This is a genomic window from Kitasatospora sp. NPDC059973 (genome assembly GCF_042737525.1).
GTDB lineage: Bacteria > Actinomycetota > Actinomycetes > Streptomycetales > Streptomycetaceae > Kitasatospora.
The window spans coordinates 152338-165248 of record NZ_JBHWUI010000001.1; the positions used below are offsets into that span (position 1 = coordinate 152338).

The following is a 12911-nucleotide window of genomic DNA, read 5'->3' on the forward strand; positions in this document are numbered from 1 at the left end:
CACTCCTTGCGGCCCCGCTCTCGGCGGCCCGGGGTGCGCCCGCGAAGCGGGAATCTGACCTGACGGCCCGCGTGCGGGGGCACATCACACCGTAGTGGCCGGGGGCCCGGCGGACCACCCGCGTGGGCGAACCGCCGACGGGCGGGTCCCTGGCAGAGCCGGTCGGGAGACAGGCGCGGTCCGGTCGGCGGAAGTGGGCCGGTCATCGCCGCCGGGCAGGCGTCCTGACCCTGGCGCGACGGGGGTGGATGGGCGTGTCGGGGCGTGGGCTCGGGAATGACGACGAAGCCGTCGTACCCGGTGGTCACGGACAGCTCGCACTGGTGAGGCGGGGTCTGCGGCCGGCCCGCGCAGGAGAGGACGCTCCGCGATCCAGGATCGGCGGCCGGCGGCGTTGGTCTCAGACGGGCGGCCGGGCGGCCTGCGGTGAGCGCTTGTCGCCCACCGCGGGCCGGTCTCGTCGGCCGGGCGGGGCAGACGGTCAGGTATCGGCGTCGGGGGCCTGGCCCTGCTGGGAGCGGCGGAGCTCGTCGTTGATACGCAGGGCTTCTTCGAGCTGGTCTTCCAGGATGACGATGCGGCAGGCTGCGTCGATGGCGGTGCCCTGGTCTACGAGGTCACGCGCGCGCATCGCGATGCGCAGCTGGTAGCGGGAGTAGCGTCGGTGGCCGCCTTCGGAGCGCAGGGGGGTGATGAGGCCCTGGTCGCCGAGGGCGCGTAGGAAGCCGGGTGTGGTGCCGGTCATCTCGGCGGCGCGGCCCATCGTGTAGGCGGGGTAGTCGTCGTCGTCGAGACGGTCGGGGGTGTCGGGGGTATGCGGTCGGATGGTTGCCGTGGTCACTGCACCTCTTCTTGTTGTGTCCGGGGACGCGCTGAGGGGCCCCGGGGCCGTTGCGGCTCCCGGGGCCCCGAAGGGTTTTACACCATCTTCCGGCCCTATGGCCGGGTTCCTTGAGTCCGCCTCGCCCCGGCTGAGGGGGCGTGCGGGGATCGCGTATGCGTGACCGGAAACCACCGTCCTTGCCTCGGGGTCCTCGGATTCCGCCCGGTGCATTGCCTCACGGGCCGGGCGATCCTGATGGCGCTACGTCCCTCCGTTCATCCTCTGCACTACCCGGGTTCTGTCCCTGCGAACTGCGGTTACTGCTGTACTGCCAACTACTGCCGCGGCGGTCCTGATGGTCCGCCCGGTCCGGCAGCCAGCCCCGTCGCCCGTCGTGCTCACCTGCTCGGCTTGGAACCCCACTGCCCGGACCTCCCAGCACGCGCGCCCGCAGTCCTGGCGCCTTTACTGGGATACCGCGTCCTGCGACTGCTGGTACTGCCCAACTCAACTTCACCTTCGGGTCATGCACTTGCTGAACTGCGGTAACGCTGGGTGGCGGCCCCTGATACCTGCGGGCCGCCCGGAGCGGCTGCCGGTCCTGTTGCCTTACCGCACATCCCTGGCTTCAGGACCCTGCAACCGCGCCGACCTGCGAACTTGCGTACTGCTGCCCGCCAGTTCGTGTCTGGCGGGTACTGCTTGACCGCGTCTACGAGAGAAACAGTAACCACGACACCAGGCAATGTCTACTTCAGCGGGCATAGATTTTCCGGTGCGTACCGACGAGGCAGTCTTCTCCCTGCGCGAGGGCCAGGCCCGGCGGTCCGCATCCGGAGACCACACCGGCCGGGCCCGGCGGCGGCCCGCACCGGGCGCGAGCGCTCTCTCCTGGCGTCACTCTTCGGAAGACATCAGCTGTTGTCATCGGATGGATGACATGCTACAACGGTGTCAGGTGAAGCGCATTGGCACTTGGTTGCCTGGACCACTGGAGGTGTTTCGCGATGTTGATGCGCACCGACCCCTTCCGCGAGCTGGACCGTCTGACCCAGCAGCTCGTCACCCAGAGCGGGACCTGGAGCAGGCCCGCCCCGATGCCGCTGGATGCCTACCGGGCCGACGACGAGTACGTGATCGCGTTCGACCTTCCCGGGGTGGACCCGGCGGCGATCGACATCGACGTGGAGCGGAACATGCTGACCGTCAAGGCAGAGCGGCGCCCGCGCCCGGAGGCCGAGGGCGCGCGCATGGAGCTCTCGGAGCGGCCGCTGGGCGTGTTCTCCCGCCAGCTGATGCTCTCCGACACCCTCGACCCGGAGGGCATCAGCGCCGACTACGACGCGGGCGTGCTGACCCTGCGCATCCCGGTCGCGGAGAAGGCCAAGCCCCGCAAGATCTCCGTCACCGCCCAGGGTCCGGCCCCCAGGCAGATCCGCGCCTGACCTCCTGAGCCTGCCGCCCTGCGCCCTGCACCCCCGGGCCGCGCAGGGCGGCACCCCCTCCGGCGCCCGCCCGGGCGTCAGCGGGGAAGGGCCGGCCCCGGGTGGTCGCCGCCCCACGGCGCCGCCCGCAACCGTGCCGACACCACCGGCCACCACCCGGCGCTACGCGGCCGCAGCACCCGGTCACCCGGATCCTGCGGCCCACCGGCCTGGGACGGCGCCTGACCGGCGGACCCCGACCTCACCGCCGCCGGGCCCGCGAACGGCAGCAACCCGCGCCCAGGCCCAACCGCCCACCCACGCATCCGGAGAGGCAACCACGATGACTCTTCGACCCGAGGCGTTCCTGGCCCAGGTCCGAGAACGCGGCGAGTACCCCACACCCCGCGAGGCCGATCAGGCCGCCCGCGTGGTCCTGGCCCTGCTCGGTGCCCACGTCGCCGGCCGCGACCGGGCCGAGCTGGCGGCCCGGCTCCCGGAGACCTTCGCCCTGGTCCTCCTCAACCCCCTACAGGCCGCCCAGCCCCTGGACGCGGAACGGTTCGTACGGGCCACCGCCGCCTGGATCCCCGGCGCGAGCGAGGCGACCGCCGCCTGGGACGTCAGCGCCGTCCTCAGCGTCGTCGCCGACGCCGCGGGCGACGACCTCACCCACCGCCTCCTGCTCCAACTCCCCCCGGGTTACGACCTCCTCTTCGGCCGCCCCGACCCCGCAGCAGGGCCACCCCCGCCACGACCCGGCACACCCGCCTCGACCGCGACCGCATCCTCGGCCGCCACCAGAACAGCCCGAGGGCCGAACGCGCCCTGACCACGGCCAGGGCGTCCTCGGCGCACGACTCGTCGGCGAGGAGCGGTGCAGGCCTCGCCGACGCCTTCCCCGTCGAGGCCTGCACCGCGACGACCGGCGGGCTCCCCCTCCCCCGGCCACTGGTGGCCCTTGTCGTCGTCAGCGCTCCTGTTCGGCAACGCGCGACCGGCCACCGCGGCCCGACACCCCGCACCATCACCGCGCCGCGCTGAAGCCGACCATCCAACACCGGCCATGGCCGGCCTGGTGTCACTGGTCGGAGTAGCTGAGGTCTCCCACCGTCCAACTGCTGATGTCGGCGATGGCGATGCGGTACATGCCGCCGGTGTGCGGCAGCCCGTAGCTGCCCTGCAGGATGCGGGCGACGTGCAGGTGCAGATGCGTCGGCCGCACCGCCGGCACCGCCGTGCCTTCGCCGGCCGCGTCACCAGCACCGGCCGCGGGCGCCGCGAAGAGTGCGGCGAACGGCTTGAGGTGCTCCGAGCCGGCGAGGACTTCCGCCACCCGCTCGTTCCACAGGCTCTGCGGCGCGAGCCGGCCGGTGATGACCGCCCCAGGCACGACGACGGTCAGGGGCATTTGGTTGCTGTGCTCGGACTCCACCATCGCGGCGATGTCGACGAGCAGCCCATCAGGGTTCGACATGCCACCAGAGGATAGTGCCCGCCGCAGCGCGGCCGTGCGGGCACCCCCGGCCCGCTCTCCGCCGGCACCTCCACCGGGCGCGCCGGGTGCAGGGAGATTCCACTGCCTGTGATCGAAGCGTGGAAAAATGTGGTGCAGCCAGGGCAGATATCGGCGGCGGCCTGGCGCCTCCGCCGGACTACGGAGGGAGAAGCATGATCCTCAACTTGTCGGCCGTCGTGTTCTTCGGCGCGGTCCTCGCCGTGCTGATCCGTCAGCGCCGCGCGACCCCGGCCGCGGCGTGCGTCGCCGTCGCCTTCGGGTTCCTGCTCGCCTCCAGCTCGGCCGCGCCCGCCGTTCACGGCGCCCTGGCCGCCGCGCTCACCGCACTCGCGCCCGCCGGCTGAACGAGCAGCCCAACCCGGTACCCCGCAGCTCCGGGCCGCCGTGCGGCCGGTAGCCTCCCGCCCTGTCCGAGATGTCCCAGGCCCCGGAGAGGGCCTACGCCCCTGAGGGGCGCGAAGGAGGGTGGAAATGCAGCAGCCCGCACCGACCGTGGACGGTTCCGTCCTGAGCGGAATCGTGGAGGCGGTCCGCGACGGCGACGACCGGGTCCTGCGCCGACTGCTGGCGCGCCTGGCCGAGCAGGCGACCGCCGCCGACCTCTACGCCCTGCGAGACGCCCTCGAACCGAGCTCCGACGGCCCCGTCGCCGGCCGGACGAGGCCGCAATAAGGTCCGGCCTCCAGACACGGAAACCTGTGCTGGTGAGAGTAGACATTGCACGGCAGTCTGTGTAGTGTTCCTGGCGTTGGGAGAGCAGGACAGCAGAACGGGCAGACACGAACTGCCCGGGCAGTACCGCAGTTCGCAGTACCAGCAGTGCAAGCGGTGATGCAGGAGGCGTGCAGGTCGTCAGTACGCGGGACCCGGTCATGACAGAACGGGTTCGCGGCGGAAGGCGGGTGACCTGCCAGGCGTCACGGGCCCGGTTGTGCGTGGGGCCCGCGGCGGTGGCGGTCGCGCACGCGCAGGACGCACCATCCAGCAGTTCGCAGTACCGGCAGTACGCAGTACCGGCAGTACGCACGATGCACACCAGAGGAGAAGGGAAGGGTTCACCCCGTCGGATCGCCCGCCACGGCACGCAATCGGAGCCAGGCGGTCACCGCAGTAGCCATCGTCATGGAACGTCATGGAAGAGGTGGTCTTCGGTCACGCATACGCGATCCCCGCGCAATGCCCCTCCCCCGGGCAACGCGGACACCGCAAGCCGGCCCGACAGCCGGCAGCAGTAGTGCAGTAGATGGAGCAGTGAATCCTCATATCCCTGGGCCCCGGCGCACACAGCGCCGGGGCCCTCGACCCGTTGACGGGACGGCAGGTACCGGCGGAACAGGCCGCCCTCGCCACCGACCGGAGCACGGCGGACCACCTGAGCGCCGAGACCAGGCCCGCGACGACGACTACCCCACCCCGCGCTGCGGAGATCCTGGCCCCCGCCGGGCTTCCCGATCAGCCTCGACGACGCCGCACTCGTCCCGCGGCCCGAACCGAAACCGGATCGGAGGGAGCGCACCGCTGCCCCTGTTGCTCACCATGGCCGGACTTGCCGCCTCGGCCGGCTCGCTGGTGCTGATCAGCCATCTGTTCCCGGTCTCCATCTGGGCGATGAACTTCGCCATGATGTTCGCCCTCGCCCTCGGCATCGACTACACCCTCTTCCTGCTCGCCTCCGCCAAGGAGCACTGCGAGCGCACCGGCGACCCCAAGGAGGCGATGGTCGGCGCACTCGCCCACTCCGGCCGGGTGATCTTCGCGGGGGCCGGCGTCATGGTCGCGGTGTTCTTCACCTTCGCCCTGTCCGGCCCGCTCCCGCCCAAGGAGATGGGCATCGTCCTCGGCGTCGCCGTGCTCCTCGACGCGGCGCTGGTCCGGCTGGTGCTGCCGCCGGTGATCCTGCGGCTGACCGGCCGCGCTGCCTGGCACACCCCGGCCTGGCTTGACCGCGTGCTGCCGCAGTGTGCAGCGAGACGAAGTCCCAGAACGTGTCGTGGGCGCTCTGTGCCTGCGGGATCTCCCGGTCCGGGTGCGGCTTGGCGGCGTGCACCACGTCCGGGAACTTGATGGCGTCCTGGATGAAGAAGACGGGGATGTTGTTGCCGACCAGGTCGAAGACGCCCTGGCCGGTGTAGAACTTGGTCGCGAAGCCGCGGGTGTCGCGCACGGTGTCCGCCGACCCGCGCGAGCCCAGCACGGTGGAGAACCGTACGAACACCGGCGTCTCCACGCCTTCCGCCAGGAACGCGGCCCTGGTGACCGCGGCCGCTGTCCCGTAGCCCCGGAAGGTGCCGTGGGCTGCGGCCCCGCGGGCGTGCACCACCCGCTCGGGGATCCGCTCGTGGTCGAAGTGCATGATCTTCTCGCGCAGGTGATGGTCCTGCAGCAGCACCGGGCCACGCGGCCCGGCCTTCAGCGAATGGTCGCCGTCCGGCAGTCGCACCCCCTGCGCGGTCGTCAGGTACCCGCCGTTCTGCGACAGGGCGTCTGCCGGCAGGCCGGTGTCGCGGCCGGTGGGCGACACCGGCAGGGGCCCCTGCTGGTCCCGCTTCGCGGGCAGCGGAGCCCTCGGTTCGAGCGGCTCCGCCACCTGAGGCGGTGTGCTGCCCGGCGCTCCGGGCACACCGCCCGGCGGCCGGCCGTCCTCGCGCACGGCCTCGGCTACGGCGTCGACGATCCTCTTCACGGGTCCCGGCTTGTCGTCCATCATGTCCTCCGGCATCGGGTCAGGTCCGGCACCCGCGGGCACGATCGCCGGACCGGCGCCACGCCCACGAGTGCTGTACGAACGACTATCCCGACCGGCGCCGACCCGCCCGGCACGACACACCCGCTCCCCCGAGGAACGGCCACCCCGCCGCCTCCTCTGTCGCTCCTCCTCACGCCGGTCGGCGGTCTCCCGGGTGGTGGCGGGCTGTGCGGCCGGCGCTCGTTCCCTCCTGTCGACCTCGTCCTGGAGGTGCGCCGGGCCCTCGGCCTTCCGGTAGCCGCCCGTCACCCTGGCTTCCCGGATGCCGGGGGCGTTCGGGGTGCGGGGTCAGCGGTGGTGTTCGGAGCGGGCCAGGCGGGCGGTGGCCGTCTTGAAGACCGGCTGCTTCGACGAGGGGTCGAGGCGGGTGGCGATGAGCTCGTTCGCGGCGCGGTCGCGGGCGCGGCGGGCTGTCGGCGTGGTCGGGGCCGTGGTCCCAGTAGCCGTAGTGGAACGGCAGGAAGAGCAGCCCCTCGCGGATCCCGGTGATCCGGACCCGGGCGGTGACGGAGCCACGGGCGGTGGTCAGGACGGCCCTGTCCCCGTCGGTGAGGCCGTGTCGGCAGGCGTCGGCCCGGGAGCATTCGACCCATACCTCGGGCGCGGCGCGCTGGAGTTCGGGAACACGGCCGGTCTTGGTGCGGGTGTGGAAGTGGTAGATGGTGCGGCCGGTGGTCAGCCACAGCGGATAGGCGTCGTCGGGCGGTTCCGGGGGCGGCTCGTAGTCGGCAGCCCGGAGGAGTGCTTTGCCGTGCGGGTTCAGGGCCCGGTACTGGGCCTCGGTCGCGGGCTCGCCGGTGTCGAGGTCGCGGCCGTAGGCCTCACAGGTCTCCGGATGGGCCCAGAAGCGGCCCTCGGCGTAGAGCCTCGGCGTGCCGAAGGGGAGAGCGGGTGTCGCGGGCCACTGGGTGCCGCCGTGTTCGCGCAGCAGTTGGTAGCTGAGCCCGGTGTAGTCGCAGGGGCGGCCCTTGCTGCACTGCTGCCATGCGGCGAACGCCGACGGGGCGTCCTGCCAGGTGATCAGTGGACGGCCGGTGCGGGTGCGCAGGTCCATTCGGTGGGCGAAGCCGAGGAAGATGTCGAGGTCGGACCTGGCGAGGCCCGGTGGGTCGACGGCCTTCTCCGAGAGGTGGACGGTGCGGTCGGCGTTGGTGAAGGTGCCGGTCTTCTCGCCCCAGGTCGCGGCCGGCAGGACCACGTCGGCGAACTCGCCGGTCTCGGTGGGGAAGATGTCCTGCACGACGACGAACAGGTCGGGCCGGGCGAGGATCCGGCGGATCCTGGCGAGGTCGGGCAGGGACACAGCGGGGTTGGTGGCGCTGATCCACAGGAACTTCAGGGCGCCGGTCCCGGCGAGGCGGAACATCTCCAGCGCATGGGTGGGCGGGCCGCCGTGGTCCAGCACCGCTGGGCGATGTTCCACAGCTCGGCGAGTTCGGCGACGTGGCGCGGATTCGCCCAGTTGCGGAAACCCGGCAGGTCGCCGTTGGCGCCGCACTCGCGGGTGTTCTGGGCGGTGGGCTGGCCGTTCATCTGAAGGACGCCGGCGCCGGGGCGTCCGAGTTGTCCGCGCAGCAGGTGCAGGTTGTTGACCTGGACGGCGCTTGCCGTGGCCTGGTGCGATTGGTAGACGCCTTGGAGCACGGTGGAGACGAGCCGGTCGGTGCCCGCGATCAGCTCGGCGGGGCGGCGGATCTCGCCCGCAGGCAGTCCGCAGATGCCGGCCGCCCTTTCGGTTGGCCGTCGCAGCCGAAGGACTCCTTGAGGGCCTCGCCCGCTGTGGCGGTGCACAGGCGGGTGTTGCCGTCCAGGTGGTTGGTACCGATCCCGGCGCGGGCGAGGACGGTCAGCGTGTAGTACTCCTCCAGGAACAGCTGCCCCGAGGTGTAGAAGCCGACCGCGTCCGGCCCGTGGTCCTTCAGCACCGACCGGCAGCGCCCCGCGACGGTGTCCTGGGCGGTGTCCCAGTCCGTGGCGACGAGTCGGCCGCCGCGGCGGACCTGCGGCGCGGTGAGCCGGGCGGGCGAGGCGTTGGCGGGCCACCCGAACAGGTCCTTGATGTCGAGGCGGCCGTGGTTGACCCGGTCCCCGGCCCGGCCGCGGACACCGACGATCCTCCCGTCACGGACCGCGATGTCCATGGCGTCGCCGTTGGAGTGCAGAAGCGACGCGGAAGGCACCCAGCGCTGCACGTCGGCCTCGCTCAGCCCGGGGGCCAGTTGGAGGTCGACCCGGGCGGGCCACGGCGTGCCGGGGGCGTACGGGGTGCGGGGCCCCCAGGGATCGGCGGTCCGGTCCACGGTCGTGCTCCTTCCGTCGCCGACCCCGGTGGTCGGGAGGCAACTTCTGCGCGGTGGCGCTGGGGACCCTCAGGGGGTGCGCGGGTGGCGGTCGGTCAGTGGCCGAGAGCGCTGGCGAGTTCCTTCTTGGTCATCTTCGAGCGGCCGTGGATGTTGCGCTGCTTGGCCTCGTTGTACAGCTGTTCCTTCGTCGGCCCCTGGGAGCCGGAGTGCGAACGCTGGCCGCCGCGCCGGGAGGAGGAGGTGTCGTGGGTGGAGGAGCGGCTGGCCGTCTTCGACTCGCCATGCCGGGCCCGTTCCTTGTTCACGGTCCGGGCCGCGATCTCCTCGGCCCGCTTCTTGCTCTCCCCGCGGTCCAGGGCACTGTCCTTGATGTGCTCGTACTGGCGTTCACGCTTCTTGCTCGATCCGGCAGGCATGACTCCTCCTTCTGACGGTGCTCCGCAGCGGCGTCTACCCCGAACGTAAGGGCCGACTCGCGGGCCCGCCCATGCCCGTCCCGGCGGTGCGCCGTGCCGCGCTGCCCCCCGCGCCGGGCCCGGCCACGTGCCGGGGCCCCTCTCCGGCCTCGGGGACCGGGACCGGGGACCTGGCCGCGGTCGGCCCCCGTTCGGGTGAGGTGGCGTCGCTGTCGCCCACCGCACGCACCCGCCGGGGAACGACTGCCAGGCGGCCGGGACCGGCCCGGCCCGGACGGAACGAACGAGAGGCAGGCGTTTCATGGGACACGGCGGAAACGTGATCGACGAACTGATGGCCGACCACCGGGAGGTGGAGGAGATGTTCGCCCGGATCCAGGCGATGACGGGCGGCGGCCAGCAGCTGCGGGACGTGGTCGACGAGGTCACCATCGAGCTGGTGCGGCACTCCGTCGCCGAGGAGCAGTACCTCTACCCGGCGGTGCGCGAGCACGTCCAGGGCGGCGACCGGCTGGCGGACAAGGAGATCGCCGACCACGGCCGGGTCGAGGAACTCCTCAAGAAGCTGGAGGACACGAAGACGGACGACCCGCAGATGAGCCCCCTGCTGCGGCGGCTCATGGACGAGGTCGCGGCACACGTCCAGGACGAGGAGCACAACCTCTTCCCCATGCTGCGCCAAGCGTGTACGCCGGAGCAGCTGAACGACCTCGGTGACAAGATCCGCCGGGCCAAGTCCATGGCGCCGACCCGCCCCCACCCCGCCGCGCCCGACAGCCCCGCGGCCAGCAAGCTGCTCGCTCCCGGTGTCGGCCTGGTCGACCGGGCCCGCGACTTCGTCACCGGCCGCGGCAAGTCCTGATCCACCCCCGCGACCGGCCGGCGATCCTGGCGTCGGGGCGGGGCCGTCGCACGGCCCGCCCTCCCCCGACGCCAGGATCGGGCCGGCGTGAGCCCGTCATGCAGCGCCCGGGAGGAAGCGTCCTACACTGGGCGGCCACGAGCGGGGCAGCGCGGCTCCGCACCGGACGGCTCGCACCACCGACACCGGACCAGGCGAGCACCTCCCCGAGGGACCGATCCCCGTGCCCGACCTGTCACCCGTCATAGCCTCCTGCACCCGCTGGCTCCTGAACGCCTACCCTCCCCCGGCCGGCGCCTTCAGCCGCGCACTCGCCGAGAGCCAGGCCCGGCAGGCGACCGCCCTGGCAGCCACCCTGTGCTACCCCACCCCGATGGACGTCCAGCTCCTGGACCTGCTCGGCCCCGGCGGCGCCGACCGGCTCGACCGGCTCACCGGCCACGACCCCCGTCCGGACGACGCCGCGTGGCGGACCTGGGTGGACGAGACCGTGGTCAGCTGGGCCGCCTGCTTCCTCGCCGACCCCGCACTCGCCTCGCACGCCCACCAGACCCTCGCCACGACCGAGCACCACACCGGGGCGGGAGCCCTGCGACGCCTCACCGAGCCCGGCATCCGCGACACCGAGGCGGCCGTCCTGCTGCGCCACCCCGACCTCCTGGAGCCCGTCGCCGCCCTGCACCGGGGCCGGCTCGGGGAGCGGCTGAACGTCGAGGGCGCCCCGACGGCGTGATGCCGCCGACCGGCCGAGCATCCGACATCGGGGCCGCCTGGAGCTGGTAGACCGCTGGAGGCCACTGGCGCTGACCGCCGCCGGGCCGCGCCGGGGGGACACGGACGCGGACCGTACGGCGGTCGCGGGCCGCGGACGGCTCCCGGCCGGGTCAGGGCTGCTGGTTGGCCGGGTCAGGCCTGCTGGTTGCTCGCCGGCGGCGTGGCCCGGGGGCTGCCTGCATCGGGGGCGGGCAGTGGCCAGTCGGGTCGGGCGAGCTGGTGGCGCAGGGTGTCGAGCCGGGCCAGGTGGGAGTCGAGGGCGGTGGTGACGGCGACCGTGGTGGCGGCCACTCGTGCTTCGAGGTCGTGAATCCGGTCCAGGAGCTCCTGCCAGCGCTCCTCGCCGGCGACGGGATCAGGCGCGGCGTTGGTCGCTGTCATCGCGGAGCTGGGCGGTGTGGTGGGTGAGGGCGTCGAGGCGGGTGGCGAGGTCGTCCTGGCCGGCGCCGAGGTGGGGGCGGACGGCGGCGAGGGGCTCGATGAGGTCGGCGGGGTCGGTGGCGCCGAGGGCGGCGGTCAGGGCGGCCTGGGCGGGGCGAGCGCCGGGGGCGAGCGCGGTCGTGGTGATCCGGGCGGCGAGGACCCGCAGCTCGGCGGCGTTGTCACGGGCCCAGGCGGTGACGGTGCGGTCGGCGGCTCGGCGGTCACGGACGGCCTTGACGCGTTCCGCGCCGGTACCGGCCTGCGTCGTGCGACCTGCGGCGGGCTTGAGGCGCAGGTAGCGGTTCTCGGCCGCCTGGCGGCTGGCAACGCCCATGGGACGGGCGAGGTCGGCCCAGGTGGCACCGGCCTCCCGGGCGGTCCGCACCAGTCCGGCCTCCCAGCCGGCAAGCTCGGTACGCAGCTCCCGCAGCAGGACGAGAGCGGCCAGAGCGGGCTCGGGGCCGTCCTGCGCGTCAGGGGCGCCCGGGGGCTGCGGCCCGGGGTCGCGGGCGGTGCGGACGGCGTCGTCGATCGCGGCCAGCGCCGCCGCGGCCGCCAGGAACGAGGCGGGTTCGACCGGCCGGGGGCCGTCGGGGGCGGGTCTGCGGGGCTTCTCATTCATGACAGTCACTCTATAGGCGACGCGGAGACTTGTCATCGGATGGATGACGCGCTACAACGGTCTCAGAAGAAGCGCACTGGCACCTGTTCGATCAGTGGAGGTGTTTCGCGATGCTGCTGCGCACTGATCCGTTCCGCGAGCTGGACCGGCTGACCCAGCAGTTCCTGGGCAACACGGGAACCTGGTCGCGGCCGGCATCGATGCCGTTGGACGCCTACCGGGCCGGGGACGAGTACGTGATCTGCTTCGACCTGCCCGGGGTGGACCCGGAAGCCATCGACATCGACGTCGAACGGAACATGGTGACCGTCAAGGCCGAGCGTCGCCCCCGCCGCGAGAGCGAGGGCGTGAAGTGGGAGCTGTCCGAGCGCCCGCTCGGGGTGTTCTCCCGCCAGGTCATGCTGTCCGACACCCTCGACCCCGCCGGGATCACCGCCGACTACGACGCCGGCGTGCTGACCCTGAAGATCCCGGTCGCCGAGAGGGCCAAGCCCCGCAAGGTCGCGATCAGCCACAGCGGAAGCCGCACGCAGATCCAGGCCTGACCCGCCCCGATGCCGTTCCGCGCCGCCCCCGATCTCTCCCCCCTCGATCGACGGGGCGGCCGGAACACCCCCGACCGCAGGCCGGCCCCGCCCGGACCGGCCCGCCCGCAGCGACGCGGAAACGCCATGAACAGCCGGAGCAGCGAACCCTTCATCGTGCGGGCGAACGGCGAGATCGACCTCGACACCGCCCCGGCCCTGCGCCATGCCCTGGCCACCGCGCTCGAGTCGCACCGGGAGGTCGTCCTCGACCTGTCGGAGGTGACGTTCATGGACTGCGCGGGCCTGGGCGCCCTCGTCCAGGCCCGCAACCAGGCCGACCGCAACGGCAGGCGCCTGATCGTGCGCGGAGCCGGGCGCTGCGTCATCCGCCTGCTGAAGCTCACCGGTCTGCACCGGCGCCTGGCCGTGCTGCCCTGACCGCGCACCGGCTTTGGGGGTGGAGGGAGAAGCG

At 72.7% G+C, this 12911-nt stretch carries 13 protein-coding genes and 3 pseudogenes; 9 read left to right on the plus strand and 7 right to left on the minus strand.

The genetic code is table 11. The features are described 5' to 3' along the window. Positions 1-481: 481 nt before the first annotated feature. Positions 482-763, minus strand: coding sequence for a MerR family transcriptional regulator (locus ACFWA9_RS00565; protein ID WP_380382122.1), 282 nt, complete (start codon positions 761-763; stop codon positions 482-484). Between the two features lie 1067 nt (positions 764-1830). Here ACFWA9_RS00565 and ACFWA9_RS00570 point away from each other — a divergent pair. Next, entirely contained in the window at positions 1831-2268 is a 438-nt protein-coding gene (locus ACFWA9_RS00570; RefSeq protein ID WP_352291365.1) for an Hsp20/alpha crystallin family protein, read from the plus strand. A gap of 322 nt (positions 2269-2590) precedes the next feature. After that, a pseudogene (locus ACFWA9_RS00575) lies at positions 2591-2989 on the plus strand (DUF2267 domain-containing protein); the annotation flags it as partial. Positions 2990-3328: 339 nt separating this feature from the next. On the opposite strand, the gene ACFWA9_RS00580 reads toward ACFWA9_RS00575, so the two are convergent. Next, a complete protein-coding gene (locus ACFWA9_RS00580; protein ID WP_329491749.1) occupies positions 3329-3724 on the minus strand; it encodes a hypothetical protein in 396 nt (131 codons plus the stop codon). Positions 3725-3918: 194 nt separating this feature from the next. Between ACFWA9_RS00580 and ACFWA9_RS00585 the strand changes: the two genes are divergently transcribed. The 3 genes from ACFWA9_RS00585 (at position 3919) to ACFWA9_RS00595 (ending at position 5830) form a co-directional block, all read left to right on the plus strand. Next, complete coding sequence (locus ACFWA9_RS00585) at positions 3919-4110, plus strand: hypothetical protein (protein ID WP_329491748.1); 192 nt, start codon at positions 3919-3921, stop codon at positions 4108-4110. A gap of 127 nt (positions 4111-4237) precedes the next feature. Continuing rightward, entirely contained in the window at positions 4238-4438 is a 201-nt protein-coding gene (locus ACFWA9_RS00590; RefSeq protein ID WP_380382073.1) for a hypothetical protein, read from the plus strand. A 504-nt stretch (positions 4439-4942) separates the two neighbouring features. Further along, positions 4943-5830 (plus strand): MMPL family transporter, encoded by an 888-nt coding sequence (locus tag ACFWA9_RS00595; protein WP_380382075.1) that lies wholly within the window; start codon positions 4943-4945, stop codon positions 5828-5830. Here ACFWA9_RS00595 and ACFWA9_RS00600 read toward each other — a convergent pair. The 3 genes and pseudogenes from ACFWA9_RS00600 to ACFWA9_RS00610 all read right to left on the minus strand — a co-directional run. Then, positions 5718-6470, minus strand: a pseudogene (locus ACFWA9_RS00600) (catalase); the annotation flags it as partial. The gene ACFWA9_RS00595 and the pseudogene ACFWA9_RS00600 sit on opposite strands and share 113 nt — an antisense overlap. Before the next feature lie 330 nt (positions 6471-6800). After that, a pseudogene (locus ACFWA9_RS00605) lies at positions 6801-8704 on the minus strand (molybdopterin oxidoreductase family protein). A 203-nt stretch (positions 8705-8907) separates the two neighbouring features. Continuing rightward, positions 8908-9231 carry a plasmid stabilization protein gene (locus ACFWA9_RS00610; protein ID WP_352291593.1) on the minus strand — a complete coding sequence of 108 codons (324 nt, stop codon included), beginning with the start codon at positions 9229-9231 and terminating at the stop codon, positions 8908-8910. Between the two features lie 301 nt (positions 9232-9532). On the opposite strand from ACFWA9_RS00610, the gene ACFWA9_RS00615 reads away from it, so the two are divergent. Together ACFWA9_RS00615 and ACFWA9_RS00620 are read left to right on the plus strand one after the other, a co-directional pair. Continuing rightward, on the plus strand, positions 9533-10093 hold the full coding sequence (locus ACFWA9_RS00615) for a hemerythrin domain-containing protein (RefSeq protein WP_352291591.1): 561 nt from the start codon (positions 9533-9535) through the stop codon (positions 10091-10093). Between the two features lie 223 nt (positions 10094-10316). Next, positions 10317-10826, plus strand: a complete 510-nt coding sequence (locus tag ACFWA9_RS00620; protein ID WP_380382077.1) for a hypothetical protein — start codon at positions 10317-10319, stop codon at positions 10824-10826. Positions 10827-10999: 173 nt separating this feature from the next. Here the strand turns inward: ACFWA9_RS00620 and ACFWA9_RS00625 are convergent, their stop codons facing one another. Together ACFWA9_RS00625 and ACFWA9_RS00630 are read right to left on the minus strand one after the other, a co-directional pair. Continuing rightward, positions 11000-11248 carry a hypothetical protein gene (locus ACFWA9_RS00625; protein ID WP_352291587.1) on the minus strand — a complete coding sequence of 83 codons (249 nt, stop codon included), beginning with the start codon at positions 11246-11248 and terminating at the stop codon, positions 11000-11002. After that, positions 11223-11912: a hypothetical protein gene (locus ACFWA9_RS00630; RefSeq protein ID WP_380382079.1), complete on the minus strand. Its 690-nt coding sequence runs from the start codon at positions 11910-11912 to the stop codon at positions 11223-11225. The genes ACFWA9_RS00625 and ACFWA9_RS00630 overlap by 26 nt, the downstream gene beginning before the upstream one ends. 110 nt (positions 11913-12022) lie before the next feature. Here ACFWA9_RS00630 and ACFWA9_RS00635 point away from each other — a divergent pair, with 110 nt between their 5' ends. Together ACFWA9_RS00635 and ACFWA9_RS00640 are read left to right on the plus strand one after the other, a co-directional pair. Then, complete coding sequence (locus tag ACFWA9_RS00635) at positions 12023-12457, plus strand: Hsp20/alpha crystallin family protein (protein WP_380382081.1); 435 nt, start codon at positions 12023-12025, stop codon at positions 12455-12457. Positions 12458-12583: 126 nt separating this feature from the next. Then, positions 12584-12877: an STAS domain-containing protein gene (locus ACFWA9_RS00640; protein ID WP_380382083.1), complete on the plus strand. Its 294-nt coding sequence runs from the start codon at positions 12584-12586 to the stop codon at positions 12875-12877. Positions 12878-12911: the final 34 nt, after the last annotated feature.

Bases quoted from the DNA above. Each gene is read 5' to 3' on its own strand.
- ACFWA9_RS00635 (WP_380382081.1), top strand. From the start codon at position 12,023: ATGCTGCTGCGCACTGATCCGTTCCGCGAGCTGGACCGGCTGACCCAG.
- ACFWA9_RS00640 (WP_380382083.1), top strand. From the start codon at position 12,584: ATGAACAGCCGGAGCAGCGAACCCTTCATCGTGCGGGCGAACGGCGAG.
- ACFWA9_RS00610 (WP_352291593.1), bottom strand. From the start codon at position 9,231: ATGCCTGCCGGATCGAGCAAGAAGCGTGAACGCCAGTACGAGCACATC.
- ACFWA9_RS00590 (WP_380382073.1), top strand. From the start codon at position 4,238: ATGCAGCAGCCCGCACCGACCGTGGACGGTTCCGTCCTGAGCGGAATC.
- ACFWA9_RS00585 (WP_329491748.1), top strand. From the start codon at position 3,919: ATGATCCTCAACTTGTCGGCCGTCGTGTTCTTCGGCGCGGTCCTCGCC.
- ACFWA9_RS00625 (WP_352291587.1), bottom strand. From the start codon at position 11,248: ATGACAGCGACCAACGCCGCGCCTGATCCCGTCGCCGGCGAGGAGCGC.
- ACFWA9_RS00630 (WP_380382079.1), bottom strand. From the start codon at position 11,912: ATGAATGAGAAGCCCCGCAGACCCGCCCCCGACGGCCCCCGGCCGGTC.
- ACFWA9_RS00580 (WP_329491749.1), bottom strand. From the start codon at position 3,724: ATGTCGAACCCTGATGGGCTGCTCGTCGACATCGCCGCGATGGTGGAG.
- ACFWA9_RS00565 (WP_380382122.1), bottom strand. From the start codon at position 763: ATGGGCCGCGCCGCCGAGATGACCGGCACCACACCCGGCTTCCTACGC.
- ACFWA9_RS00595 (WP_380382075.1), top strand. From the start codon at position 4,943: ATGCCCCTCCCCCGGGCAACGCGGACACCGCAAGCCGGCCCGACAGCC.
- ACFWA9_RS00615 (WP_352291591.1), top strand. From the start codon at position 9,533: ATGGGACACGGCGGAAACGTGATCGACGAACTGATGGCCGACCACCGG.
- ACFWA9_RS00570 (WP_352291365.1), top strand. From the start codon at position 1,831: ATGTTGATGCGCACCGACCCCTTCCGCGAGCTGGACCGTCTGACCCAG.